The organism is Shewanella xiamenensis, from assembly GCF_014647135.1.
Classification (GTDB): Bacteria; Pseudomonadota; Gammaproteobacteria; order Enterobacterales; family Shewanellaceae; genus Shewanella; species Shewanella xiamenensis.
Window position 1 is genome coordinate 1 of record NZ_BMOP01000014.1, and the last position, 26363, is coordinate 26363.

Annotated in this window: 22 protein-coding genes; 15 read left to right on the forward strand and 7 right to left on the reverse strand. The window is 45.8% G+C overall.

The window, feature by feature from the left end; genetic code table 11:
- Positions 1 to 235: 235 nt before the first annotated feature.
- Positions 236 to 439: a DUF2986 domain-containing protein gene (locus IEY09_RS12910; RefSeq protein ID WP_069454764.1), complete on the reverse strand. Its 204-nt coding sequence runs from the start codon at positions 437 to 439 to the stop codon at positions 236 to 238.
- Positions 440 to 595: 156 nt separating this feature from the next.
- Here IEY09_RS12910 and yqfB point away from each other — a divergent pair, with 156 nt between their 5' ends.
- Positions 596 to 913: a N(4)-acetylcytidine aminohydrolase gene (gene yqfB, locus IEY09_RS12915; RefSeq protein ID WP_069454765.1), complete on the forward strand. Its 318-nt coding sequence runs from the start codon at positions 596 to 598 to the stop codon at positions 911 to 913.
- Between the two features lie 53 nt (positions 914 to 966).
- Here yqfB and IEY09_RS12920 read toward each other — a convergent pair whose 3' ends face one another.
- The 4 genes from IEY09_RS12920 to IEY09_RS12935 all read right to left on the reverse strand — a co-directional run bounded on the left by IEY09_RS12920 (position 967) and on the right by IEY09_RS12935 (position 9961).
- Entirely contained in the window at positions 967 to 4032 is a 3066-nt protein-coding gene (locus IEY09_RS12920; protein ID WP_188871369.1) for an efflux RND transporter permease subunit, read from the reverse strand.
- On the reverse strand, positions 4029 to 7292 hold the full coding sequence (locus tag IEY09_RS12925) for an efflux RND transporter permease subunit (protein WP_188871371.1): 3264 nt from the start codon (positions 7290 to 7292) through the stop codon (positions 4029 to 4031). Before IEY09_RS12925 ends, IEY09_RS12920 begins: the two co-directional genes overlap by 4 nt.
- Before the next feature lie 12 nt (positions 7293 to 7304).
- Positions 7305 to 8369 (reverse strand): efflux RND transporter periplasmic adaptor subunit, encoded by a 1065-nt coding sequence (locus IEY09_RS12930; protein WP_037425620.1) that lies wholly within the window; start codon positions 8367 to 8369, stop codon positions 7305 to 7307.
- Positions 8370 to 8674: 305 nt separating this feature from the next.
- Complete coding sequence (locus tag IEY09_RS12935; RefSeq protein WP_037425617.1) at positions 8675 to 9961, reverse strand: citrate synthase; 1287 nt, start codon at positions 9959 to 9961, stop codon at positions 8675 to 8677.
- 416 nt (positions 9962 to 10377) lie between these two features.
- Here IEY09_RS12935 and sdhC point away from each other — a divergent pair, with 416 nt between their 5' ends.
- The 10 genes from sdhC (at position 10378) to IEY09_RS12985 (ending at position 21369) form a co-directional block, all read left to right on the forward strand.
- Positions 10378 to 10773 carry a succinate dehydrogenase, cytochrome b556 subunit gene (sdhC, locus tag IEY09_RS12940; protein WP_037417467.1) on the forward strand — a complete coding sequence of 132 codons (396 nt, stop codon included), beginning with the start codon at positions 10378 to 10380 and terminating at the stop codon, positions 10771 to 10773.
- Positions 10767 to 11114 (forward strand): succinate dehydrogenase, hydrophobic membrane anchor protein, encoded by a 348-nt coding sequence (sdhD, locus tag IEY09_RS12945; RefSeq protein ID WP_011622411.1) that lies wholly within the window; start codon positions 10767 to 10769, stop codon positions 11112 to 11114. The genes sdhC and sdhD overlap by 7 nt, the downstream gene beginning before the upstream one ends.
- Entirely contained in the window at positions 11115 to 12881 is a 1767-nt protein-coding gene (sdhA, locus tag IEY09_RS12950; protein WP_069454768.1) for a succinate dehydrogenase flavoprotein subunit, read from the forward strand.
- Between the two features lie 14 nt (positions 12882 to 12895).
- Positions 12896 to 13603 (forward strand): succinate dehydrogenase iron-sulfur subunit, encoded by a 708-nt coding sequence (locus IEY09_RS12955; RefSeq protein WP_037417461.1) that lies wholly within the window; start codon positions 12896 to 12898, stop codon positions 13601 to 13603.
- A gap of 215 nt (positions 13604 to 13818) precedes the next feature.
- Positions 13819 to 16638: a 2-oxoglutarate dehydrogenase E1 component gene (sucA, locus tag IEY09_RS12960; RefSeq protein ID WP_037417459.1), complete on the forward strand. Its 2820-nt coding sequence runs from the start codon at positions 13819 to 13821 to the stop codon at positions 16636 to 16638.
- Positions 16639 to 16685: 47 nt separating this feature from the next.
- On the forward strand, positions 16686 to 17876 hold the full coding sequence (odhB, locus tag IEY09_RS12965) for a 2-oxoglutarate dehydrogenase complex dihydrolipoyllysine-residue succinyltransferase (protein ID WP_037425611.1): 1191 nt from the start codon (positions 16686 to 16688) through the stop codon (positions 17874 to 17876).
- A 118-nt stretch (positions 17877 to 17994) separates the two neighbouring features.
- Complete coding sequence (sucC, locus tag IEY09_RS12970) at positions 17995 to 19161, forward strand: ADP-forming succinate--CoA ligase subunit beta (protein WP_037417455.1); 1167 nt, start codon at positions 17995 to 17997, stop codon at positions 19159 to 19161.
- A complete protein-coding gene (gene sucD, locus IEY09_RS12975; RefSeq protein ID WP_037417452.1) occupies positions 19161 to 20033 on the forward strand; it encodes a succinate--CoA ligase subunit alpha in 873 nt (290 codons plus the stop codon). Before sucC ends, sucD begins: the two co-directional genes overlap by 1 nt.
- Before the next feature lie 377 nt (positions 20034 to 20410).
- Positions 20411 to 20818, forward strand: a complete 408-nt coding sequence (gene rnk, locus IEY09_RS12980; RefSeq protein ID WP_037417450.1) for a nucleoside diphosphate kinase regulator — start codon at positions 20411 to 20413, stop codon at positions 20816 to 20818.
- 53 nt (positions 20819 to 20871) lie between these two features.
- Positions 20872 to 21369 (forward strand): GNAT family N-acetyltransferase, encoded by a 498-nt coding sequence (locus IEY09_RS12985; protein WP_037417581.1) that lies wholly within the window; start codon positions 20872 to 20874, stop codon positions 21367 to 21369.
- 98 nt (positions 21370 to 21467) lie between these two features.
- On the opposite strand, the gene fur is transcribed toward IEY09_RS12985, so the two are convergent.
- Positions 21468 to 21899, reverse strand: coding sequence for a ferric iron uptake transcriptional regulator (gene fur / locus IEY09_RS12990; protein WP_037417447.1), 432 nt, complete (start codon positions 21897 to 21899; stop codon positions 21468 to 21470).
- A gap of 256 nt (positions 21900 to 22155) precedes the next feature.
- Between fur and cobB the strand changes: the two genes are divergently transcribed.
- The 4 genes from cobB (at position 22156) to corA (ending at position 24951) form a co-directional block, all read left to right on the forward strand.
- A complete protein-coding gene (gene cobB, locus IEY09_RS12995; RefSeq protein WP_144375977.1) occupies positions 22156 to 22902 on the forward strand; it encodes a Sir2 family NAD+-dependent deacetylase in 747 nt (248 codons plus the stop codon).
- Between the two features lie 11 nt (positions 22903 to 22913).
- The gene (locus IEY09_RS13000) at positions 22914 to 23363 is read left to right on the forward strand and encodes an ATP-binding protein (RefSeq protein WP_144375976.1); all 450 of its coding nucleotides are present in this window, start codon (positions 22914 to 22916) and stop codon (positions 23361 to 23363) included.
- A gap of 151 nt (positions 23364 to 23514) precedes the next feature.
- Complete coding sequence (locus IEY09_RS13005; protein ID WP_055648120.1) at positions 23515 to 23877, forward strand: hypothetical protein; 363 nt, start codon at positions 23515 to 23517, stop codon at positions 23875 to 23877.
- 126 nt (positions 23878 to 24003) lie between these two features.
- Positions 24004 to 24951: a magnesium/cobalt transporter CorA gene (gene corA / locus IEY09_RS13010; protein WP_037417441.1), complete on the forward strand. Its 948-nt coding sequence runs from the start codon at positions 24004 to 24006 to the stop codon at positions 24949 to 24951.
- 68 nt (positions 24952 to 25019) lie between these two features.
- Here the strand turns inward: corA and IEY09_RS13015 are convergent, their stop codons facing one another.
- Complete coding sequence (locus tag IEY09_RS13015) at positions 25020 to 26282, reverse strand: HD-GYP domain-containing protein (protein ID WP_037417439.1); 1263 nt, start codon at positions 26280 to 26282, stop codon at positions 25020 to 25022.
- Between the last annotated feature and the right edge of the window lie 81 nt (positions 26283 to 26363).

Consider the following 26363-nt stretch of genomic DNA (forward strand, 5'->3'; position numbering starts at 1 on the left):
GAACCCTTCGGGCAGCATTTGGCTGGCTTTTCTGCCGCGTTATCGTCCGTTTATGTAGAATAACTACACTGCACGGACTTTGCCTTGCATAAAAGCCAGCCACATTGCTGCAAAAATAACCCTGAAACGTCAACAGGCCCTAATAACTGACTATTTAAAATAAAAATGCCACAGTTTGGCTGTGGCATTACTTATTGGTCTTATTAGCGCATAATTTTGTTTTCATTAAACAATATTATTGCTCAGTTGTTGCCTCTTGTGGCTCACTTGCTGCTGATTCTATTTCTGCAGTCGCAGCAAGTGCTGCGATCTTGGCGCGTTCAGCCTTAGAGATATAGCCAGATTTTGCGGGTGCGCCAATGGTGGCTGGATCGACTTTATTCAGTCTAGCTTTAGCACGTTTCGCAATTTTTTTGATGATCTTTTGTTTCTTGTTCATAAAGTCTCTAATGTCGTTCGCACCCGCTAAGCGCAGGAATATGAGGCCAATGGCTCAATTGAGGTCGAATTCTAACTTAAATCGCGCAAACTGACCATGTTTTGCTGTATTTTGTGCCGTACTATCGGCATTTTGACTGGATAAATAGAGGGATTAATCTTGTTAACTGACATCACTTTTTTTGAACGCTTTGAACACGATATTTTGATGGGCAAGAAAACGATTACGTTACGTAATGAAGCCGAATCCCATGTAATACCAGGGCAAATCCTCCCAGTGTCGACCTTTGAAACTCATCGTTGGTTTTGTGACATCCAAGTGTTGGAGGTAATGCCAATAACATTGTCTGGACTCACAACACTGCACGCCCAACAAGAAAATATGACCCTACCCGAACTGCACCAGGTGATTGCCGAGATTTATCCCGGCCTTGAACAGTTATATATGCTCCGTTTTAAGGTGCTAACAAAATAATAAAGGCTGCGATGCAGCCTTTTTAATGAGTGATGTCAAGCTATCCCGTCATATCATGCTTTGGCTGTCCACGGTAAGAGTTTTTGGGCGATACGATTCGATTCGCCAAGTCGGACTGCGGCGCGGTAACGCATTCTATAGAGGAGTTGATAACACAATGGCACCAAATATAGGCTAGTTACGGTTGAGAAAGACAAGCCGCCAATAATGGCAATTGCCATCGGATAATATGGCGGGCCGCCGCCACCAATTTGGGTATCGCCCATCGCCAGTGGCACTAAACCTAGTACGGTTGTTCCTACTGTCATCAGTACCGGGCGCAAACGGGTAATACACACTTCGCGAATGGTGTCCGACAGCTTATCGAGATCGGGTGTCATTTGGTTGATTTGATCGACCAAGACGATACCGTTATTTACCACGATGCCCATTAAAATCAGGATACCGATCATCGCCATGACCGACATAGGCGTGCCTGTGAGCAGCAACGCCCAAAACACCCCGGTTATCGAGAAGAGGATTGAGGTAATAATGGCCGTCGGTAATAACAAGGACTCAAATAGTGCCGCCATCACGATGTAAATCATAGCGATAGCAAGTAACATATTGATTGCCATGATACTTTGGTCTTCATCTTGGCGTTCAAAACCGCCCCGTAGCGAATAGTTATAGCCATCAGGAAAACGCACATTCTCCATCACTTGTTTGATCTTAGTTTGGGCTTCCTCTGTGGTGAGATTATCCAAGTTCGCTCCGATAGACAGCGAAGTTTGGCGATTATAGTGCTTGATGGTATCGAATCTAGGTTGGATTTCGATACTGGCAAGGTTATCAAGTGTGTAAAGGCGTTGATCGATTCGCACTACCGGCAATTGCTTAAGCTTATCGAGGGATTTTTGCCATTCCTTCTCATAGGCCATTTCGATACGCAGTTCCCCGTTTGGATCGTGCCTAAATGAGCGCAGTGGTGTCCCTCTTAGTGCCATTGAAATGCTGGAAGCTACTTCGTTCAGTTTTAAATCCAGTCTTGCCGCCATTTGCCGATTAATACGGATAACCACTTCCTGTTGAGCACCGTTGACTTCAGAACGTACATCCACTAAGCCTTTGATCGTCGAGAGTAATGGCAACACTTGATCACTCAAATAGATAAGCTCTGAGGTGGAGCGTCCAGTGAGGGTGACGCGTACACCTGAGTTATCGTCACCCCAGCCAAACTGAGGTTTAGCGATGGAGTACTTAGGAAAGCCACTGCGAATATTCTTCTTCAGTTCATCAAGGGACATGGGCAGATCTTTTTTCAATAAGATGACCGATGAGGCTTCGTCGGGAGCATAGTAGCTATACACAGAGTCAATATGGAATTTTTCTTTATTTTTATAAAGATACTCCTCCATTTGACCCACCATCGCTTCGGTCACGTTGAGATTATGGCGCCCTTCAACTTGGTAGTTGATGTAAATTCGCTCTTTACTTTGACTGTCCTCTTGATCCTGCTTGACCATTGACAAGGGCAGGGCGGTAGATGCGAGAATCGCGATGGCGATCAGCCCTGAACGCCAAGGTCTGAGAAGCACCCAATTAAGACTGCGATTGTAGAAATTTTGCAATTTACCCGCAGATTTCTCTGGTGCAATCTCAAAGTGTAACTTAGTCAACATCAATGGAATTAATGTTTTAGCAACCAAAAGTGATGCTGCCAGCGAAATACAAATCGCAATTGCCACATGCTCAAGGAAAATAGTCAGCTGAACTTTTACCCCAAAAATATTGGGTAAAAACACAATCGCTGTAGTCATAGTACCCGCCAGTACCGCAAGACTCACCTTATCGACCCCCGTCATAACAGCGTTTTCATTGTCTTGGGCGCTGGTTTTGAGTGAGTTACCTTGTTTTTCTTGCAGTACACTTTCGGTGACCACAACGGCGTTATCGATAAGCATACCTACAGCCAATAACAAGCCCATCATCGATAGAATATTCAAGCTGTAACCGAGCAGATACATGGCGGCTAACGTCATACCGATAGAAATTGGTACTGAGGACACCACAATTAGGGTCATCTTGAGGTTTCTTAGGAACAGATAAAGCACGACAAATGATAACAACGCACCGATCAATCCCGACAGCAGTAGATCCGATAAAGAGGATTTCACGCCTGAGGCTTGATCTTCCATAATAAACAAACGGATACCTTGAAATTGTTGGTCTTGTTTGGCCTGCTCAATGACTTTAAGTACGCGGTCGGACACATCCACCAAATTGGCGCCGGAGGCTTTAAATACATCTAAACCCACCGCATAGTGTTGATCTAAATGGCGTCCTTCACTACGCTCAGGCAGGGAAAATTGCACATCGGCAACATCGCCTAAGGTCAGTCCAGGGATTAACACCAGCGCCTTAATATCCTCAAGGTTTCTAAATTCCCCCTTAGGGGAGACTTGATAAACGAGGTTACTTTCTCTCAAGGTGCCAGCACTTAACACGAAGTTTTCGCGCCCGAGACGAGCTTGTAATTCAGTCGCTGAAAAACCGCTGGCGGCGAGTCTATTTGCATTGATCCGCACTTCAATCTGCTTTTGTTCAACCCCATAGAGACTCACCTTAGAGACGCCCTCCACCCGCTCTAATGGTCGTTTTAGCTGCTTATCGAGTAAATCGAATGCACCAGAGAGCTCGCGGTCGCTCGAAATGCGTATAGTGAGTACAGGCATATCGGCAGTGGAAAATTGGCGGATAAATACCCGCTCAACATCCTTGGGTAATAAATGCCGTACGGCATCGATTTTTTCGCGTGCTTCTAAGCTTTTTGTGGCAACGTTTTCGCCCCATTTCATATTGATTTCAATTTCAGCGCCCTCTTGGGAGGACTCTGATTCAAGTTCATCGATACCGCCCATGGTAGCGAGCGACTCTTCGAGCACCTTAGTGATATCGCGTTCAACTTCTGCAGGAGTAGAGCCTTTGTAAGGCACTTGCACGACAATCTGCGGAATATCGATACCGGGGAACATTTCGAGCGGTAATAGACGGCTAGAAGCCAGACCAAACAGCAAGATAGCAAAGAAAAACATGCTGGTGGTGACAGGGCGCTTTATCGCTAGATGGGTGAGGTTCATAGGCGAGCCTCCGCAGTTTCTGCCGTGTTGTCTTGCTCAGTGGCGGTATGCGTAAACTCTTTACGGTCAAACAGGGCATAGAGCACTGGGATCACAATCAAGGTTAATAACGTCGATAAGCTCAAGCCAAATATCACGGTAATCGCCATTGGTGCGCGAACTTCTGAGCCATCGCCTAGCCCTAATGCCATAGGGAGCAGACCTAGTACAGTGGTGAGCGTTGTCATCATAATCGGGCGAAGACGGGATTTCGCTGCGACTTTTATGGCTTCAAGCTTCTGCACGCCCTCAGCACGTAGTTGATTTATTCTATCCACTAATACAATGGCATTATTGACGACGATCCCCGCCAGCATGATAAGGCCAATAAAGACCACCACGCTTAGATGGGTTTGGGTGATATAAAGACCAAGCACACTTCCAGCCAGTGCCATTGGTACAGCGAATAAAATGAGCAATGGATGCAGCAGTGACTCAAATTGGCTTGCCATCACGAGGTATACCAAGAACACAGCTAGGATCAATGCAATTTTTAGTGATTGGAATGAATGCTCCATTTCCTCATTCTGGCCACCGAAACGGGCTTGCACCGACGCTGGCAATACCTGCGTAGACAGGATTTGCTGTGCCTGGGCTACGGCATCACTTAAGTCGCCGTAGGCAAGGTTTGCCGATACCAAGGCCACCCTTTGTTGACTGATACGGTTAATCGCCGATGGGCCTAATTGCAGTGATACTTCTGCTACTGCACTAAGGGCTATGGGTTGGGAGCTGTCAGGGTTGATAATTAAGGTATCGATGTCGCTAATTTGATCCCGCTCATCCAGTTGACTCCGAACGAGAATATCAATCTTGCGATCACGAACCGTATATTGACTGGCGACAGTGCCACCAACACGTTGGGCAATGCGATTGGCAACCGTCGGGGCATCCATTCCTAATGCGGCTAAACGAGCATGATCGAAACGGATGCTCAATTCTGGCTGACCATCACGCAGGCTAGTATTTACATCGGCAAAGCGATCAGATGCTGACAACGCCTTAACAAGGTTATCGGCACTGCGTTTTAGTAAGGTTAAATCGTAGCCTGTTAGCTCAATCTCCAATGGCGTCTTAAAGCTAAAGAGTTCAGGTTGCTCGATTTTTGCCTCAAGCTCGGGGATGCGGCGCGCCGTGTCTCGTAGCACTTGCGTCACCTGATGATAGGCGTTGTGATCTCCAAGTACGACCTGTAATCTGCCCCAGTTTTCGCCGCCACGAGCGGTGTCTGAGGTCATTAACCCTCCGCTACCCGCTTGGCTGTAGGCATGTTTCACTTCTGGTCTGTCTTTAATCGACATCGCCAGTTGTTGCAAGACCCTATCGGTTTCACCCACAGCTGTGCCAGGTGGTAGCAGTATTTCAACATAGAATTCCCCTTGGTTCATCGGTGGAATTAATTCCATTCCTAAACGGGGAAGCAAGCTAATACAGGCACCAGTGATCCCAATCGTCAGTAGTAACGTCATGATTTGCTTACGCAGCGCCAAAGCCAGTAGCTTATGGTAAATAGACTCGATACTGTGGTACACAACATTAAAGCCATTGCTCAGCGGGCGCATCACTAAGCCAAACAACCACGAAAAGAAGCGGCCAATAATCAACACTAAGGTGAGTAAGGCACTCGGCAAGTAACTAAATAGCAACACAATCGGGAAGGAGAACACCGTCGTACTATAGTGTTTTAATTTGCCAAGTTTAGTGGTCGGTTTTTCCTTCGGCGTTTTATTCATGAGCTCCGGCAAAGCTTTAAATCCTTCCCGTGAGGCCAGCATAGGAATCGAGGTTAAGGCAACAAGCAAGGAGGCCAAGAGCGCAAAGGTCACCGTTAAGGCTTGATCTGAAAAGAGGGCGCCAGCAATACCATCGACAAAAACTAAGGGAACAAACACCGCGAGCGTCGTCATTGTCGAGGCGAAAATCGCGCCAGCAACCTCCTTTGTGCCCGTTACCGCAGCATCCAATTTACTCATGCCTTCACTGCGACAGCGGTCGATGTTTTCGAGTACCACAATCGCGTTGTCAACCAACAGACCTATCGCCAGCGCAATACCACCTAATGACATGATGTTTAAGCTGATATCGGCAAAGTACATCATGTTAAAGGTAGCGATCACCGAGAAGGGGATTGAGATAGAGATAATCAGCGTCGGGATAATATTGCGCAGGAACAGATAAATCACCAGCATGGACAAAATGCTGCCTATTAACGCTGAAGAGGTCACTTCACTGACGGCACTTTCGATAAACTCGGATTGATCGTAAATCACTTCCAGTTTGTTCTGCTGAGGATCTTTGTTGATCTTCAATAGCTCATCGCGCAATTTTTTGGCAACGGCGACCGTGTTTGCATCACCTTCCTTATAAATAGCTAGTTCTATCGATTCTTGGCTACCGATACGGGTGATATCGCTGCGCTCTTTAAAGGCATCGGTAATCGTAGCGACTTCAAATAGACGTACTAAGGTTTGTGCGTCGCGATAGACGATCACTTGCCCTAGTTCTTCCAATGAATTGAATTGGTTAAGGGTTCGTACCAGATATTCGCGGTCGCCTTGGATCACTTTGCCCGCAGATAAGTTGATGTTTTCCTCGTTGATACGACGCTTAATGTCATCGGCATTCAAATTGAGTTGGGATAATTTTTCCTGATTGAGCTGAATATGCACTTCCTGTTCTAAACCGCCGGATAAACGCACAGCGGCAACCCCAGAAAGAGCCTCTAGGCGGCGCTTAAGCTCTTCTTCTGCGTAGGTACGCATCTGTTTGAGCTCTGTCTCAGTGGCATTTGGTACAGACAGCGCTAGGCGCATGATAGGATCAAGGTTGGGGTTAAAGCGAAGTAGTAATGGCTTTTTAACATCGAGCGGCAGGGCGATAGTGTCGAGTTTTTCACGCACATCGAGACTTGCCATATCCATTGTGGTGCCCCATTCAAACTCAAGTACTACATCGGACATGCCTGAGCGAGAAATAGAGCTGATCTTACGTAAGCCTTTCACCACACCGACGGCTTCTTCAATGGGTTTTGAGACCAGTTGCTCCACTTCAACGGGCGCAGCACCGTCGTACATGGTTCGAATGGTTAAGGTGGGGTAGCTTAAATCGGGCAGGAGTTTTACCGCTAAGCGCGAAAATCCGACCATACCAAATAACATAATGGCCAGCATGAACATCCATACCGTGACTGGCCGTTTAACTGAGGTGCTAATGATTGACATGAAAGACTCCTATCAGTTCTTCGTTGAGGCCAAATCGAGTGGGGTAATGACTTCAACTAAGGACTGGTCTTTCAAATTTTGCTGACCACGGGTAACGACGAGTTCGCCAGGCTTGATACCAGAAACAATTTCAATTAAATCACCTTCGCGGTATCCGATTTGAACTTCGCGACGGTTAGCATTGGTGCCGTCAATGACGTACAAGGCTTGCTTATTATCTTGATTGATTAAGGCGCTGTAGGGCACGGTAATCACATTTTCATGAGTGTCATATTTTAATTCGACCCGAGTGAACATCCCCGCTTTTAGGCGGGCGTCTTGATTTGGTACGGCCAAAGTGACTTTAAATGTGCCGCTTTGTGGATCCACCACAGGGCTGATACGTAGCACAGTTGCATGGATAGCATTTTTACTTTGTTGATTGCTAAATACTTGAGCCTCTTGGCCTAAGCGCAAACTGGTTAATTGCTGCTCTGGTAGATGCACAATGCCGTGCAATTCATCTTGGTTAACGATATAAAACAATTCGCCATACTCTTTAGCCATATTGCCCGCTTTTACATATCGCTTGGCAATAATGCCATCAATCGGCGAAACCACATGGCTTTCCTTCACTTGTAGTTCGGCAAGATCCCGTCTAGCAATAGCTGCTTGCAAGTTGTATTCAAGCTTGGCCATAGAGTCAGCGCTAACAAATTCTTTATTATTCATTTTCTTTAAGCGGTTTAACTCTTGCTCAATGATTTTAACTTCTGCTTCGGAACGATCTAAATCATATTGCTGACGTTTGGCATCAATAACCGCTAGTATTTGTCCTTTTTTAACGCGGTCGCCTTCTTCCACATTAATGGCTTCGATTAGGCCAGCGATTCGACTGACAACATTCGCCTCCTGTGGGGCTTCAAGGGTGGCCGTAGTACTGTAAAAAGAAGAGACATTACCCTGAATCACGGTCGTCGTTTCAACGGGAATAGCATATTTTTCTTCTTTTTTAGCTACTTCCTCTTCACCACAAGCCGCCAACATTGATACTAATAAAACGGGTAGGGCGAACTTAATCATTTTAGACTTTTCCATAAGAACTGTTACCTATTGTTTGAATATAATGATGCTAAACAGCATAAAACGTGCCACTTGTTAAGTTGCTGTTTTTACTTGTTAATTATTATTTTTGACGATTTTGCGCTAAGATGAATACGCCATATGTAGCTAAAAAGTTTAAAAAGTGATGAAAAATGCTAAATAAGTTTTCATCGTGGGGCAAGAAGCATGTCATCGGGTGAGGGGCTACTGTCTTAGTAGAACATGCTTAGAGTTAGAGTGAGATAAATGGCAATAAAAAAGCGCCCTTGAGGGCGCTTTGAATCAATAAACCGCAGTGCTTAGCGTTTATCTAGGTCGACGAAGTCACGCGCAGTCTCGCCAGTATAAAGCTGACGTGGACGGCTGATCTTGTGACCAGGTTGATCCAACATTTCTTTCCAGTGAGCAATCCAACCCACAGTACGCGCTAATGCGAACAGTACAGTGAACATGCTGGTAGGAATACCAATGGCTTTCATGATGATGCCTGAGTAGAAGTCGACGTTTGGATAGAGTTTCTTCGAAATGAAGTACTCATCTTCCAGCGCAATACGCTCAAGTTCCATGGCGACATCTAATAATGGATCTTGTACTTTTAGCTCTTTTAACACTTCGTGACAGGTTTCACGCATCACTTTGGCACGTGGGTCAAAGTTTTTGTAAACACGGTGACCAAAGCCCATCAGACGGAATGGGTCGTTCTTGTCTTTCGCACGGGCGATGAATTCAGGAATACGGTCTACTGAACCGATTTCCTCTAACATTTGTAGACAAGCTTCGTTCGCGCCGCCGTGTGCAGGGCCCCATAGAGAAGCAATACCCGCAGCGATACACGCGAATGGATTCGCGCCTGAAGAACCGGCTAAACGTACGGTTGACGTTGACGCGTTTTGTTCGTGATCCGCATGTAGAATGAAGATACGGTCCATAGCACGTTCAACAATTGGGTTTACCTTGTACTCTTCACAAGGAACGGCAAACATCATGCTTAAGAAGTTGCCTGCATAGCTTAAGTCATTACGTGGATAAACGAATGGCTGGCCTGAAGAGTACTTGTAGCACATAGCAGCAATCGTTGGCATTTTGGAGACTAGGCGATAAGCGGCGATTTCGCGGTGGCGAGGATCGTTGACATCGAGTGAGTCTTGATAAAATGCAGACAATGCACCAGTAACACCACACAACATCGCCATAGGATGAGCATCACGACGGAAACCTCTAAAGAAGAAGGCGATTTGCTCATGCACCATAGTGTGGGTTTTGACTGTGTGTACAAACTCAGCATATTGCTCTTTTGTCGGCAGTTCACCGTAAAGCAGCAGATAACACAGGTCTAGGTAATCGGAGTCAACGGCAAGTTGCTCGATTGGATAGCCGCGGTGTAACAATATACCTTGATCACCATCAATATAGGTAATTGCAGATTCGCAGGAGGCTGTCGCAAGAAAACCCGGATCAAAGGTGAAGTAACCTTTGCTGCCAAGTTTACTGATGTCGATTACGTCAAAACCAGCGGATCCTTGCTTTACTGGCAACTCTATCGAGTCATTCCCTGGTAATTCTAATTTGGCTTTTAAATCAGCCATACCCCGTTCTCCTTACTTCGTTCTTATCTGTGAGTGCGGCATGTCAAACCGCCATTACTTTACAGCCATTGTAGATCACATTTCAATTTAAATAAGCGTTTAAATTTGTTAGACCATGGTATAAAACGCTTTACTTTCCTTGCTACAGCTGGCACTTACGCGAAAATTTTCCTAAAAAAACAAAATTTGCATTCTGTGATGTTTGTATTTGACATTTCCCGCGAGTATACTTGCCTCCGCCTAATAATGGCTGCAAACGATGATGTTAAAGCACCCTTTGTTTACATGTTAAATGAGTGAGTGTTCAAATAGTTATCTGTTTGTTTAAACTTTGCTTTTGTGTTTACTTTTGCTGTGATTAATCACTCAGTTTAAAGTTTGTACAAAAGCGGTTCACATAACAAAAAAAATGCTCAATGGAGCTGAGTGAGCAGAACGTGAAAAAGCAAAGACCTGTCCATTTAGATCTGCAGACCATTCGCTTTCCTGCAACAGCGATTGTGTCAATTCTTCACCGTGTATCCGGTGTCATCATGCTGTTCGCTGTTGGCATTCTTATTTGGTTGCTAAATTCATCTTTAGCCTCCGCTGAAAGTTTCGCAGGCGTTCAATCTCTGTTTGATAACTTTGTTGTGAAGTTCATCATTTGGGGCATTTTGACTGCTTTGACCTTCCATTTATTCGGTGGCCTGCGCCACTTAGTGATGGATACTGGTCGTTGGGAAGAGTTGGCTTCGGGCACCGCCTCAGCGAAAGCTGTATTTGTGTTAACGGTAGCCTTTTCAATTTTAGCGGGGTTATGGGTATGGTAACCAATGCAGCAAGTTTTGGACGCAGTGGTGTTCATGACTTTATTCTACTACGCGCTAGTGCAGTAATCCTCGCCTGTTACACCATTTTCATGGTTGGCTTTATTGCATGTAGTTCCCCTCTCACCTATGACGTGTGGCATGGCCTCTTCAGTGCTCTGCCAATGAAAGTGTTTACACTGCTCGCGTTAGTTGCATTGCTTGTTCACGCCTGGATTGGTGTATGGCAAGTATTGACGGATTACGTCAAGTGCACATCGTTACGCGGTGTTTTACAGTTCACCTTTGTCGTTACCGTTTTCTGCTATTTAGCGGCCGGCATTGTTATTGTGTGGGGTGTCTAAGTGAGTATTCCAGTACGCGAATTTGATGCTGTTGTGATCGGCGCCGGTGGCGCAGGTATGCGTGCAGCACTACAGATTTCTAAAGAAGGTAAGAGCTGTGCGCTTTTATCTAAAGTATTCCCAACCCGTTCTCATACTGTGTCTGCGCAGGGTGGTATCACCGTTGCGCTGGGTAACGCCCATGAAGATCATTGGGAACAACACATGTACGATACCGTAAAAGGTTCCGACTTTATCGGTGACCAAGACGCTATCGAATTTATGTGTCAAACCGGACCAGAAGCCATTATTGAACTTGAGCACATGGGCTTACCATTCTCTCGTTTCGAAAATGGTAAGATTTACCAACGTCCTTTTGGTGGTCAATCTAAAAACTTCGGTGGTGAACAAGCTGCACGTACCGCAGCAGCGGCAGACCGTACCGGTCACGCACTGCTTCACTGCTTATACCAACAGAACGTAAAACACAAAACCCAAGTGTTCTCTGAATGGTATGCCCTCGATTTAGTAAAGAACAAAGACGGTGCCATCGTAGGTTGTACTGCGATTGAAATCGAAACTGGTGAAATCGTTTACTTCAAAGCCAAAGCCACTGTATTAGCTACAGGCGGTGCTGGTCGTATCTACGCTTCTACCACTAACGCTCACATTAACACTGGTGACGGTGTCGGTATGGCAATGCGTGCTGGCGTTCAGATGCAAGATATGGAAATGTGGCAATTCCACCCAACCGGTATCGCTGGTGCGGGTGTACTTGTGACAGAAGGTTGTCGTGGTGAAGGTGGTTACCTGCTAAACAAAGACGGTGAGCGTTTTATGGAGCGTTATGCACCAAACGCGAAGGATTTGGCATCTCGTGACGTAGTTGCACGTTCTATGATGACCGAAATCCGTGAAGGCCGTGGTTTAGATGGTCCATTAGGCCCACACTGCTTACTGAAACTCGATCACTTAGGTAAAGAGACTTTAGAAGCCCGTCTACCAGGCGTGTGTGAATTGTCTCGTACCTTCGCTCATATCGATCCGGCTGATGGTCCAATCCCTGTTCTGCCAACTTGTCATTATATGATGGGTGGTCTGCCAACTAAGGTGAGCGGTCAGGTTATTCGTAAGAATGCTGACGGCACTGAGCAAGATGTAGTCGGTTTGTTTGCTGTGGGTGAGATTGCCTGTGTGTCTGTACATGGCGCGAACCGCTTAGGCGGTAACTCATTGCTAGATTTAGTGGTCTTTGGCCGTGCAGCAGGTCAACACTTAGGCAAAGCGCTCGATGAGACTGCCGATCCTAAGGATGCGACTGATGCTGATATTCAAGCTTCTCTGGCACGTTTACAACGCTGGGAAAACAATAAAGATGGCGAAGATCCTGTGCAAATCCGTAAGGATTTACAACTTTGCATGCAATTAAACTTCTCTGTATTCCGTCGTGGCGATGCCATGGCCGAAGGTTTAGAGCAGTTAAAAGCCATCCGTAAGCGTTTAGAAAATGCTAAATTGTCTGATAACTCTCGTGAGTTTAACACCCAACGTATCGAGTGTTTAGAATTAGACAACTTGATGGCGACGGCGATTGCTACCGCTTATGCTGCTAACTTCCGTACAGAGAGCCGTGGTGCTCACTCACGTGAAGACTATTTAGAGCGTGACGATGAAAACTGGCTATGCCACAGTTTGTTTGACCCTGTGACTGAAACCATGGACCGTCGTGCTGTGAATATGGCGCCTAAGTTGCGTGAAGCTTTCCCGCCGAAGAAACGTACCTACTAGTAGGAGTTGCAAAGATGAAATTGGAATTTGCAGTTTATCGCTACAATCCTGATGTAGATACAAAACCTTACATGCAGGATTACAGCCTTGAAGTGGCTGCTGGCACTGACATGATGGTGCTCGATGCACTGATCAAGTTAAAAGAACAAGACCCAACCTTAGTGTTCCGTCGTTCTTGCCGCGAAGGTGTTTGTGGCAGCGATGGCCTGAACATGAACGGTAAAAACGGTCTGGCTTGTATTACCCCAATCTCTACTTTTAAAGGTAAGAAGTTGGAAATTCGTCCACTGCCAGGTATGCCAGTTGTACGTGATTTAGTGGTTGATTTAACTCAGTTCTACAAGCAATACGAGAAGATTAAACCCTTCCTTATCAACGATGATAAGCAGCCTGCTCGTGAACATTTACAGTCACCTGAACAACGTGCCCATTTAGATGGTCTTTATGAATGTATCATGTGTGCCTGTTGTTCAACGGCTTGTCCATCATTCTGGTGGAATCCTGATAAGTTTATCGGTCCTAGCGGTCTGCTGCATGCTTACCGTTTCTTGATCGACAGTCGCGATACAGCAACAGAAGAACGTCTTTCTGAGCTGGACGACGCCTACAGCGTGTTCCGTTGCCACGGCATCATGAACTGCGTTGACGTTTGTCCAAAAGGACTTAATCCGACCAAAGCAATCGGTCATATTAAGTCAATGCTGCTTAAGCGAGCGGTGTAATGCGAGAACCTGAGCTGAAATCAATAATAATATAGCTCTCAAAGAGTCACTTTCTGGGCATAGAAGGTGGCTCTTTTGTGTATGTAATGGAAGACAACGCGCCGTGAAATCTGGATATTCTAGGGGCGGCAGAAATTATGTATCAAAGGTCCTGACCTGAGATCACATAAAAAAACTATGGCTAAGCACGTGTATAAAGTTTGAAAGGAATAGAAATGCACCAAGGCATCATGAAAGCCTGGCTCGAATCATCTCACTTAAGTGGTGCAAATTCGACCTACGTAGAAGAGATGTATGAAGCCTATCAAGAAGACCCTCAGTCAGTTTCTGACGATTGGCGTGCGGTTTTTGATAATCTCCCTCCGGTGAACGGTGCCTCTAAAGACGCGCCAGAAGCGGCCCACTCAAAAGTACGTGATTATTTTCGCAGTTTAGCGATGGAAGGACGTCATAAGAGCGCAGCTCGTGTGACCGATCCTGAGTTGGATGCTAAGCAAGTTAAAGTGCTACAGCTAATCAACGCCCACCGTTTCCGTGGTCACCAAGGTGCTAACCTTGACCCGTTAGGTTTGTGGAAACGTGAACCTGTTGCCGATTTAGATCCCGCATTCCACGGTCTAACCAAAGAAGACATGGAGCGTGAGTTCAACACTGGCTCATTCGCCCATGGCGGCGAAACCATGAAGTTGGCTGATTTAGTCAAAGCGCTAAAAGCCACTTACTGTGGTTCTATCGGCGCCGAATACATGCATATTACCGACACCGATGAAAAGCGTTGGATCCAACAACGTCTCGAACCATCCTTAGGTAAAGCTAACTACGATAAAAACGTTAAGACCCGCATTCTTGAAGGCCTAAATGCTGCTGAAGGCATTGAAAAATACTTAGGTGCTAAATTCCCTGGTGCGAAACGTTTCTCGTTAGAAGGCGGTGATGCGTTAGTCCCTATGATGCGCGAAATTATTTATCGTGCAGGTGAAGCGGGCACTAAAGAAATCGTCGTCGGTATGGCTCACCGTGGTCGTTTGAACGTCCTTGTGAACGTATTAGGTAAGCGTCCTGCTGAACTGTTTGATGAGTTTGCGGGTAAGCATGCTGATACTCATGGTTCTGGTGACGTGAAATACCACCAAGGTTTTTCATCTGACTTTGAAACACCGGGTGGCAATGTGCATTTAGCGCTGGCCTTTAACCCGTCTCACCTTGAAATCGTTAACCCTGTGGTTATGGGGTCTGTACGTGCTCGTCAAGACCGCCGCGGTTGTAAAGATGGTTTACAGGTGATGCCAATCACTATCCACGGTGACTCTGCCATTACTGGTCAAGGTATCGTACAAGAGACATTCAACATGTCTCAGACCCGTGGCTTTAAAGTGGGTGGTAGTATCCGCATCGTTGTAAACAATCAAGTGGGCTTTACCACTTCAAATCACCACGATGTGCGTTCAACTGAATACTGTACTGACATCGCTAAGATGGTACAGGCGCCGATTTTCCACGTAAATTCAGACGATCCAGAAGCGGTTGCCTTTGTTGCGCAGTTGGCCGTTGATTACCGTAACGAATTTAAACGTGATGTGGTGATTGATTTAGTGTGTTACCGCCGTCATGGCCACAACGAAGCTGATGAGCCAAGTGCAACTCAGCCACTGATGTATGCCAAGATCAAGAAACACCCAACGCCACGTAAGATTTACGCTGACAAACTGATCGCAGAAAACACCATTGCTGCCGATGATGTGACTAGCATGATCAACACTTATCGTGATGCCTTAGATCAAGGTGATTGCGTAGTGAAAGAATGGCGTCCAATGACACTGCACACCGTGGATTGGACTCCTTACATTGGTCGCGAATGGGATGAAGCCTATGACGCTTCACTGCCTATCGAACGTTTGCAGAAACTAGCCGATAAGTTGAGCTACGTGCCTGAAAGCCATTCACTGCAATCCCGTGTTGCTAAGATTTATAGTGACCGCGTCGCGATGGCAAAAGGTGAGAAGTTACTCGACTGGGGCTTTGCTGAAACCTTAGCTTACGCAACGATTCTTGAAGATAAACAACGTGTTCGTATTACTGGTCAAGACTCTGGTCGTGGAACCTTCTTCCACCGTCATGCGGTTCTGCACAACCAAAACGATGCGACTACGTATTTACCACTGCGTAATATTGCCGAAAACCAAGGCCCAATCGACATCACTGACTCAGTATTGTCTGAAGCGTCAGTACTTGCCTTCGAATACGGTTATGCAACAGCTGAACCCGGCGGTCTGGCGATTTGGGAAGCCCAATTCGGTGACTTTGCCAACTGTGCGCAAGTGGTTATCGACCAGTTCTTGTCCTCTGGTGAGCAGAAGTGGGGCCGTTTATGCGGTCTGACCATGCTGTTACCACATGGCTATGAAGGCCAAGGTCCAGAACACTCAAGCGCCCGTTTAGAGCGTTTCTTGCAGCTATGTGCTAACCACAATATGCAAGTGTGTGTGCCATCAACGCCAGCTCAGGTTTACCATATGCTGCGTCGCCAAGTGGTGCGCCCAATGCGTCGTCCACTGGTGGTTATGTCACCTAAATCATTGCTACGTCACCCATTAGCGGTTTCTAGCATGGAAGAATTGGCTAATGGCAGCTTCCAAAACGTGATCGGAGAAATCGATACGTTAGAGGCGAGCAAGGTCGATCGCGTGGTGTTCTGTAGCGGTAAGGTATACTTCGAGCTGCTGGAAAAACGCCGTAAAGAAAATATCAATAACGTCGCAATAATCCGTGTCGAACAGTTATATCCGTTCCCGCATGAAGAAATGGTTGCAGCCTTAGCTGATTACCAACATGTGAAGGATTTTGTATGGTGTCAGGAAGAGCCGCAAAACCAAGGTGCTTGGTACTCTAGCCAACATCACTTCTGGGCTGCTATCCCTGCGGGTGCAAAACTGACCTATGCTGGCCGTGAAGCGTCTGCTGCACCAGCTTGTGGTTACCCAGAGCTGCATGCTCACCAACAAGAATCTTTAGTGAACAGTGCGTTAAAGCTCTAATTGATAAGACTGTAGTCATAGACATTTTATAAAAAGGATCGTTTTTCATGAGTATCGAAATCAAGGTACCCGTACTGCCAGAATCTGTTGCCGACGCAACTATCGCCACTTGGCACGTAAAAGTGGGTGAACAAGTTTCTCGTGATCAAAATCTGGTTGATATTGAAACTGACAAAGTGGTGCTAGAAGTGGTTGCACCAGAAGATGGTCATATTGGTGAATTTCTATTCCACGAAGGCGACACCGTTCTGGGCGAGCAAGTGATTGCTAAGTTCATTGCTGGCGCGGTTTCTGGACAAGAAGTGACTAAAGCGCAAGCTGAAGCTGCTGCACCTGCTGCTGCGACAGAAGAGTCTAACGATGCGTTAAGCCCATCAGTACGCCGTTTACTGGCTGAACACAATGTTGATGCTAGCAAAGTGAAGGGCACTGGTGTGGGTGGACGTATCACTAAAGAAGACGTTGAAGCCTTTATCAAGTCTGCACCTAAAGCGGCTGTAGCACCTGCGGCTCCTGCGGTACAACCTTTAGCGGCGGGTCGCAGCGAGAAACGTGTACCTATGACACGTTTACGTAAGACTATCGCTAACCGTTTATTAGAAGCGAAAAACTCTACCGCGATGCTCACGACGTTTAACGAAGTGAACATGAAGCCCATCATGGATATCCGTAAGCAATACCAAGATATCTTTGAAAAGCGCCACGGTATCCGTTTAGGTTTCATGTCTTTCTACGTGAAAGCGGTGACTGAAGCCCTGAAACGTTTCCCAGAAGTGAATGCGTCAATCGACGGTGACGATATCGTTTATCACAACTATTTTGATGTGAGCATCGCAGTATCTACGCCGCGTGGTCTGGTAACACCAGTGCTACGTGACACCGATACCATGAGCTTGGCTGATATCGAAAAAGCAGTACGCGATCTGGCGATTAAAGGCCGTGATGGCAAGCTGACTGTGGCGGATATGACTGGCGGTAACTTCACTGTGACTAACGGTGGTGTATTTGGCTCGTTAATGTCTACCCCAATTTTAAACCTGCCACAAAGCGCGATTTTAGGCATGCACGCCATTAAAGACCGCCCAATGGCAGTCAATGGTCAGGTTGAAATCCTGCCCATGATGTACCTAGCTCTCTCATATGACCATCGTATTATTGATGGCCGTGAGTCAGTTGGCTTCTTAGTCGCCATTAAAGACTTCTTGGAAGACCCAACTCGTCTGCTGCTTGATCTGTAATCCAACTCAATAAACGATTCAGTTTAAAGAGTTTATTAAAGACAAAAGTAAGACATACCCTCGTGACTGGTCCAAACGGGCCAGTTGGATTTGATTAGAAGTATACGGATAGATCATCATGAATTTGCATGAGTATCAGGCAAAATCCTTATTTGCCGAATATGGTTTACCAGTGTCAGAAGGTTTTGCTTGTGATACAGCCCAAGAAGCTGTAGAAGCAGCTGGCCGTATTGGCGGAAATTTATGGGTTGTTAAGTGTCAAGTACACGCAGGCGGCCGCGGTAAAGCGGGTGGCGTTAAAGTCACTGGCGATAAAGAAGAAATCAGAGCCTTTGCCGAACACTGGTTAGGCAAAAATCTGGTGACTTATCAAACAGATGAGAAAGGTCAGCCAGTTGCTAAAATTTTAGTAGAAAGCTGCACCGACATCGCTAACGAACTGTACTTAGGTGCAGTAGTTGACCGTAGCACCCGTCGTGTGGTGTTTATGGCATCAACTGAAGGCGGTGTTGAGATTGAGAAAGTGGCCGAAGAAACGCCAGAACTCATTCACAAAGCGATCATCGATCCCCTGACGGGTCCTCAGCCATACCAAGCGCGTGATCTTGGCTTCAAACTGGGCTTAAACCCAACTCAAATGAAGCAATTCACCAAGATCTTCATGGGTCTGGCAACGATGTTCGTTGATCACGATTTCGCACTGCTGGAAATCAACCCACTGGTTATCACCACTGAAGGTAACCTGCACTGCTTAGACGGTAAAATTGGTATCGATGGCAACGCACTGTTCCGTCAGCCAAAAATCAAAGCAATGCACGATCCATCACAGGATGACGCCCGTGAAGCTCACGCTGCAATGTTCGAACTGAACTATGTTGCGTTGGACGGAAACGTGGGTTGTATGGTGAACGGTGCTGGCCTAGCAATGGGTACTATGGACATCGTTAACCTGCACGGCGGCAAGCCAGCTAACTTCCTCGACGTAGGTGGTGGCGCGACGAAAGAACGTGTTGCTGAAGCATTCAAGATCATTCTGTCTGACAGCAATGTGAAAGCCGTTCTGGTTAACATCTTCGGTGGTATCGTACGTTGTGACATGATCGCAGAAGGTATCATTGGCGCGGTTAAAGAAGTTGGCGTTAAAGTTCCAGTTGTAGTGCGTTTAGAAGGTACTAACGCTGAATTAGGCCGTGAAGTATTAGCTAAATCAGGTCTTGATATCATTGCAGCTAACAGTCTGACTGATGCGGCTGAGCAAGTAGTTAAAGCTGCGGAGGGCAAATAATGTCTGTATTAATTAACAAAGATACCAAGGTAATTTGCCAAGGCTTTACCGGTGGTCAAGGTACTTTCCACTCTCAACAAGCTATCGATTACGGTACGCAAATGGTCGGTGGTGTATCTCCAGGTAAAGGCGGCAGCGAGCACTTAGGTCTGCCAGTGTTCAACACTGTGAAAGACGCTGTCGCTGCCACTGGCGCAACCGCTTCTGTTATCTACGTTCCAGCGCCTTTCTGTAAAGACGCTATCCTCGAAGCTATCGACGGTGGTATTGAGCTTATCGTTTGTATCACTGAAGGTATCCCAACACTGGATATGCTGGAAGTGAAAGTGAAGCTAGAAGAAACTGGCGTTCGCATGATCGGTCCAAACTGCCCAGGTGTTATCACCCCAGGTGAATGTAAGATTGGTATTATGCCAGGTCACATCCACTTAAAAGGTAAAGTGGGTATCGTTTCTCGTTCTGGTACGCTGACCTATGAAGCGGTTAAGCAAACCACTGACGAAGGTTTCGGCCAATCTACTTGCGTAGGTATTGGTGGTGACCCAATTCCAGGCACTAACTTCATCGACGTATTGGAAATGTTCCAAAACGATCCACAGACAGAAGCCATCGTAATGATCGGTGAAATCGGTGGTACTGCTGAAGAAGAAGCGGCAGCTTATATCAAAGCTAACGTGACTAAACCAGTTGTTTCTTACATCGCGGGTGTTACTGCTCCTGCGGGTAAGCGTATGGGTCACGCGGGTGCGATTATCGCCGGCGGTAAAGGTACTGCTGCTGACAAATTTGCTGCATTAGAAGCAGCGGGCGTGACCACCGTCCGCTCGTTAGCGGATATCGGCAAAGCGCTGCGTGCTAAAACCGGTTGGTAATCTAACCGTTAACACACGAAAAGGCGCCTAAGGCGCCTTTTTTATTGTGCATCTGTTAGCCAGTACTCTGGTGGAAGTGTGAGAATGGACAAAGCTAACACCATGCAGGCTAGCATTTTAGTTGGCAAAGGGTTAGATTGGGGTTCTCTACTGGGCGTCATAATCTGATTGACGTGCAAATGTATCCGTAGAGCCACAACCCTAAGCCTTACGCTTATGGCCCCATGGCTGTTCAGCTATAAATCTTGTACTTAATTATCACTCGATTGCGGCATTAAGCTGCGAGCGTATTTTTATTGGCTTATCCCATTGGGGGAGGATAAGCCCAGAGCAGATGGCTAACCCTAAGGGGCATCTATTTACATGAGGGAAAGACTGTGAAAACGCCAAAGATTATTATTTCAGAAATCGATTTAGAAAGACTCGAGCGTCTGCTGGAGTCATTACCTGCGAATGCATTTCCGGGACGTGCAGCATTGGAGGCGGAACTCGACCGAGCAGACATTGTGCCTGCAGCGCAGATGCCCGCTAATGTGGTGACGATGAATTCTGAAGTGAAATTTAGTGTGTCATCCAGTAACGACACTTTTTGTTTGCGTTTAGTTTATCCTAAGGATGCGACGGGTGAGGGCACGATTTCCATCCTCGCTCCCGTAGGCAGCGCCTTATTGGGCTTATCACAAGGTGATGAAATCGAGTGGCCAGGCCCTGGGGGCTCAATGGTAAAAGTCCGTATTGAAGAAATTGTTTATCAGCCAGAGCGTAGCGGTGATTTTCATCGTTAGTCGCTAAGCTGGACATGAGTGAGTATATAGAGGGCAATATGAAGGAAGCCAATATGATTATACAGACAGAGCGTTTAATTCTTAGACCCTTTACCGAGCAGGATATCGATGCCCTCTATTTGATGAACAGTAACTCTGCGATGTTGAAATATATTCCAACCGAGCCTTTTACTGAGCGTGAGCAAGCTCGTGAACTGTTCCACAATGTGATCCTTCAGGATTATCAACAACGGGGATTTGGCCGCTGGGCTGTTGAGCATAAGGCTGATAGCAAGGTGATTGGTTTTTGTGGGCCAAAATTTATTCCTGAGTTTAACGAAGTCGAAATTGGCTATCGTTATTTTCCTGAATATTGGGGCAAAGGCATCGGTACCGAAGCTGCTCAAGCAGCAATCAGCGTGTTCCCGCAGTTTGGCATTACGCAAATCATCGCTTTGATCTTAGAGGGGAATTTAGGTTCTGAAGCAGTGGCTAAACGCATAGGAATGCATTGGCGTGAACCTAGCGAGTTTATGGGGTATAAAGTCAACGTCTACGCCAAAACTTTATAACTAACCATTTGTATTTTAAAAAAAACCAGCCGATGGCTGGTTTTTTTTATGATATAGCTTACAGCTAAGACACTATTGAAATATGCCTTCGAGCGAACTTATTCGTCGTTATGATCACAGGTGTCGTTTGTGCAATGGCCGTACAAATATAAACTGTGGTTTGTCAGCTTAATATTATGCTTACTGGCCAATTCTTCTTGACGACGTTCGATCACTTCATCTGAAAATTCAATTACTTTACCGCAAGACAGGCAAACTAAGTGATCGTGGTGATGCTGAGTCGATAACTCGAACACGGCTTTACCACTTTCAAAGTGGTGACGACTGACTATGCCGGCATCATCAAACTGGTTTAATACACGGTAAACTGTCGCTAGACCAATTTCTTCGCCTAAATCGAGCAGTTTCTTATATAAGTCTTCTGCACTGATATGTTGGTTTTCAGGTCCTTGCATCAGTTCTAGGATCTTGACTCGTGGCAGGGTGATTTTCAAACCGGCTTTTTTTAGCGCTTGATTTCCATCTGTCATTGCTAATCTCTTGATTGCAGAACCAATAGGTTCATCCGTGGATAGTGATTGCCATTATAGAGGCTCAAATTAAAAACTTAAACCTTTGTTCTAGCTTTATGGGGCTATATGCAGATAAATTGTGTTACTGAGCGTGAAATCGCAATAAATTGCGGCAATTCAAGCATAGTTTTTGTAAGGTTATACCAAGGAATAATGTTCAGGATGCGAAAAATTCGGGACAATAAATAGAATAATTACAATAAAAGGAAACAGTATGTACAAACATATTGTGGTATTAACTGGCGCGGGTATTTCTGCCGAGTCGGGATTACGAACTTTTCGCGATCAAGATGGATTGTGGGAGGAGCATCATATTGAAGATGTAGCCACCCCCGAAGGTTATGCCCGAGATGCCGAGCTTGTTGAACGTTTCTATAACAGCCGTTGGGAGCAGTTACACAGTGGTACTGTGATGCCTAATGCGGCTCATGAAGCGTTAGCCAAGTTAGAGGCTGAGTTTTCTGGACAGTTATTGGTTGTCACCCAAAATATTGATAATTTACATGAGCGGGCTGGATCGCGTCGCTTACTGCATATGCATGGGGAATTATCTAAAGGCCGCTGTCCTCGCTCCCGTCAGACCTTTTTATTAAGAGAACCCTTTGGGGTAAACAACTGTTGTACGTGTTGTATTCCTGCACAAAGGTTACGTCCCCATGTGGTGTGGTTTGGTGAAATGCCGTTAGGCATGGATAGAATTCACGATGCGCTCGATAATTGTGATTTATTTATCGCCATTGGTACCTCGGGCACGGTATATCCCGCTGCGGGTTTTGTTGACACGGCAAATCATCATGGGGCGCAAACTGTCGAGGTTAATTTACAATCGCCTGATCGACACAGCCAGTTTCAATATCATTTAACCGGTAAGGCAGGGAATATCGTACCTAGATTAGTCGATACAATTCTTGCTGGGCGTGTTATTGGCTCCGATTTAGCCGAGCCTGATTTAAAAGAATGAGCAACGAGCCCATGACGCAAAAACTGGCGATTATCATGCGTGGCTTGCCGGGCTGCGGTAAATCCTATTGGGTTGAACAGTTTGTCGCTAATCTGCCGTTAGAATATGCGCTGCGCGTCCGTCAAGGTGGTATTTTCTCGACCGACAGTTTTTTTTACGAGGGAGAGGTGTATCGATTCGATGCGAAAAAACTTTCCGAATACCATCAACGTAATTTAACTGCATTTATTCAAGCACTCAGCAATGCCCAGCCTGTGGTGATTTGTGATAATACTAATCTCTGCCGCTGGGAGTACATGGCTTACGAGGCCGCAGCCAAAGCCCTTGGCTATCAAGTGCGAATTATACTTGTTGGTAATCCATCAGATCCTGTTCATCAAAAACTGTGTGCTGAACGTAATCGTCACGGTGTGCCGTTAATTCAAATTCGCAGGATGGCAAAACAATTTGAGGATTGTTAACTTTCCTTTGTTTGTCATCTTTTGGTGTTATCTTCGATTCAAAATTAATGTCCAAGCCCCTGAGTAAGAGTTTCATAAGCTTGATCTTAATGACAGTTTCCCTTTTATTTGTCGATTATACTACGGCGAGTTAGTTCCTCTGGAGTGTACCTTGTTAACAAAACTGCTGCTCACCCTCGCCGTCATCATTATGGCGATTTTGCTGCTCGCTAAACGTAAGCCTGGTGTGGTTCAAGCGTCATTACAAAATACGCCTGTGTTGCCGAGTCTATTGCGGCGCTACGCTATGAGTGGGGTATTTTTACTGCTTGGGCTTTGTGTTTTAAGCTACAGTGTGTGGTATTGGCACGATCAGCATAAAGTGGTGACCGTGACAATTGTATCCCCATCGGGTGACAGTTTCGGTGTTTATCATGCCCGTAAAGGTGATATCTCAGAAGCAAAGATGGTCACGGTTGAGGGGGTACATATTCGTTTTTCAAATGCTGAGCGACTAGAGATCCTCGAAGACTAAGGCATATTTATTTTACGAATTTATCTCTCCCGCCTTTTCATTGCGAAGTTATGCGTTAAACTAGCGACAATTTTTTAGCCTGCACTTAAGTGGACTTTTTAGCTTAAGTTTTTTTCAGGAGGACACATGATTACTGCCTACGTCTATAAAAACCGTCAGTTAACGGTGACAGAGATTAACACTCAGGACAGTATTCCGGCGTCGACCATATGGTTGGATCTTTATAAACCTGATGATGCAGAGCGAGAGTGGTTAAGTCATTTTTCAGTTGAAGAAGTGCCAGACGAAGAAGATATCAACGAGATTGAGGCGTCGGCACGTTTTTATCAAAACAGCGACGGGCTGCATATCAATTCCTTATTCCCACAACGGGTGGGGCAAGATGTGCGTGGGGTGAACGTTTCCTTTAACCTGCGTACTAATTTTCTACTGACTATCCGCGAAGAGGATGTCGGACTTATCCGCCTATTACGAAACTATCTGCGGTTAGGTCGGCTAGAAGTATCAACCCCTCAGGAATTGTTTCTCGAACTATTTAATTTAAAAGTGGATTATCTCTCTGACTTGATCGAAGACGTGTATACCGTGCTTGAAAATGTCGGTGAGCAGGTTTTTGACAGTGAAGAGCTTGATGATGTGTTTAAGCTGATCACATTGCAAGAAGACTCCAACGGTAAGATTCGCTTAAGTTTGCTCGATACCCAGCGCTCACTACGTTATATGCAGCGATATTACCGCGGGCAATTATCCGATGAACACTTAAAAGACTTACGTGAAATGCTCTCGGACATTGAGTCTTTAATGCCACACAGCCAGTTTATCTTCGACAAGTTAAACTTCTTGCTGGATGCTGCGATGGGTTTTAGTGGATTACAGCAGAATAAGATCATCAAAATTTTCTCGGTCGCTGCCGTTGTCTTTCTGCCTCCGACACTGATCGCGAGTAGCTACGGAATGAACTTTAATGGTATGCCCGAGCTAGAATGGCAATATGGTTATCCGATGGCGATTCTAATGATGCTTGCGAGCGCTGCGGGGACTTACTTTTTCTTTAAGCGTAAGCATTGGCTGTAATTGGTCAATTTGATTTAATCGCAAAGTATTAGCAAAAAGCCGGAGTTTCTCCGGCTTTTTTATGGGGATTATTTGCGGCTATCGCCACCAAAGTAATAACTGACGCGTTCCCGAGGGTTGAGATATTCGTGAACTTTTTCAGGTAGTGCCGCGGGAGGAAGGCAGCGGACGATACTGATCCCTTCGATTTCAAGATCAACGATAGGCGCTTGATCTTTTGGCACTAATGCATCGTAAACGAGAATTTTAGGGCAAAGTAGTTTTTGCAAGTTAACCGACATCACCATCGCATATTGGCCGCTTGACAATTCCACCACACTTCCGGGGGGATAAATGCCAAGCATCTTGATCATTTTGCCAATATATTCCTGATTTAATTTCGTTTTATATTGTTTATACAAGTGTCCCAACGCGGCGTATGGCATACGAGCTTTACCCTGATTACCTGGGTAACACAGGGAGTCATATTCATTCACCACTGCTAATAGCTGGGACATCTTATCAAGATCCGTTTCCTGCAATCCCTTGGGGTAACCTGTGCCATCAAGAAACTCATGGTGATTGGTGATAGCAGGGAAGGCAGCCTCAGGGAAATTCTCAGCCAGTTTGAGTAAATCAATCCCAAGAAGGGGATGTTGCTTAATAAAATTAAGCTCAGGCGCAGACCAAGGTGTGGTCTTTTTCAAAATCTGCGGTGGCACTTTGAGTTTACCCACATCATGAAATAGCGCACTTAAACCGATTAATTCAATTTCACTTCGGTCCCATTCCATCTCTTTAGCAATCAGCATGGCGAGTATGGCAACGTTTAATGAATGGTAGTAAATACTCTCATCCTGTTTGGCGTCACTCATTAAGTGCAGTACTAGATTATCGGAAGTTAACAGCTGTTCCACCATACTGTGGACTAACACCTTAGCATCATCAACGGCATTCAATGGTCGATTGCGTAGTTTAGAAATCATACTGCGCATCATGGCCACTGAACGGGTGAAGTTTTGTTCCGTTTTATGAATATCTCGGCGGAGTTTTTTCTGGACTTCGATTTGCTCAGCCTTATAGACATCCATATCATTTTTAAGATCGTGCAGTTCTGGACTCGGTGGCAGCTTGATAGGGTTAATGGCCTCAGGATTTAGCGGTGCGGTTTCACTGCGCTCTAAATCGACAATTACGTGTTCAATACCGAGATTTTTAATTAATTCAATTTGCGCAGCCTGTTTTATGTGAAAGCTACTGAATAAAAAAGGATGATCTTTCCAAGCAACGGGTAACCGCACAAAATTACCCACTTGTAATTGATGAATTGATACTTTACAGCTTTTTTTCATATTTTTGTTATCGTGAAGCCAATGGCGTTATTTTATATCAATGGTGCAGCTTTACAATTACTTAACTAACATGTCAGCATA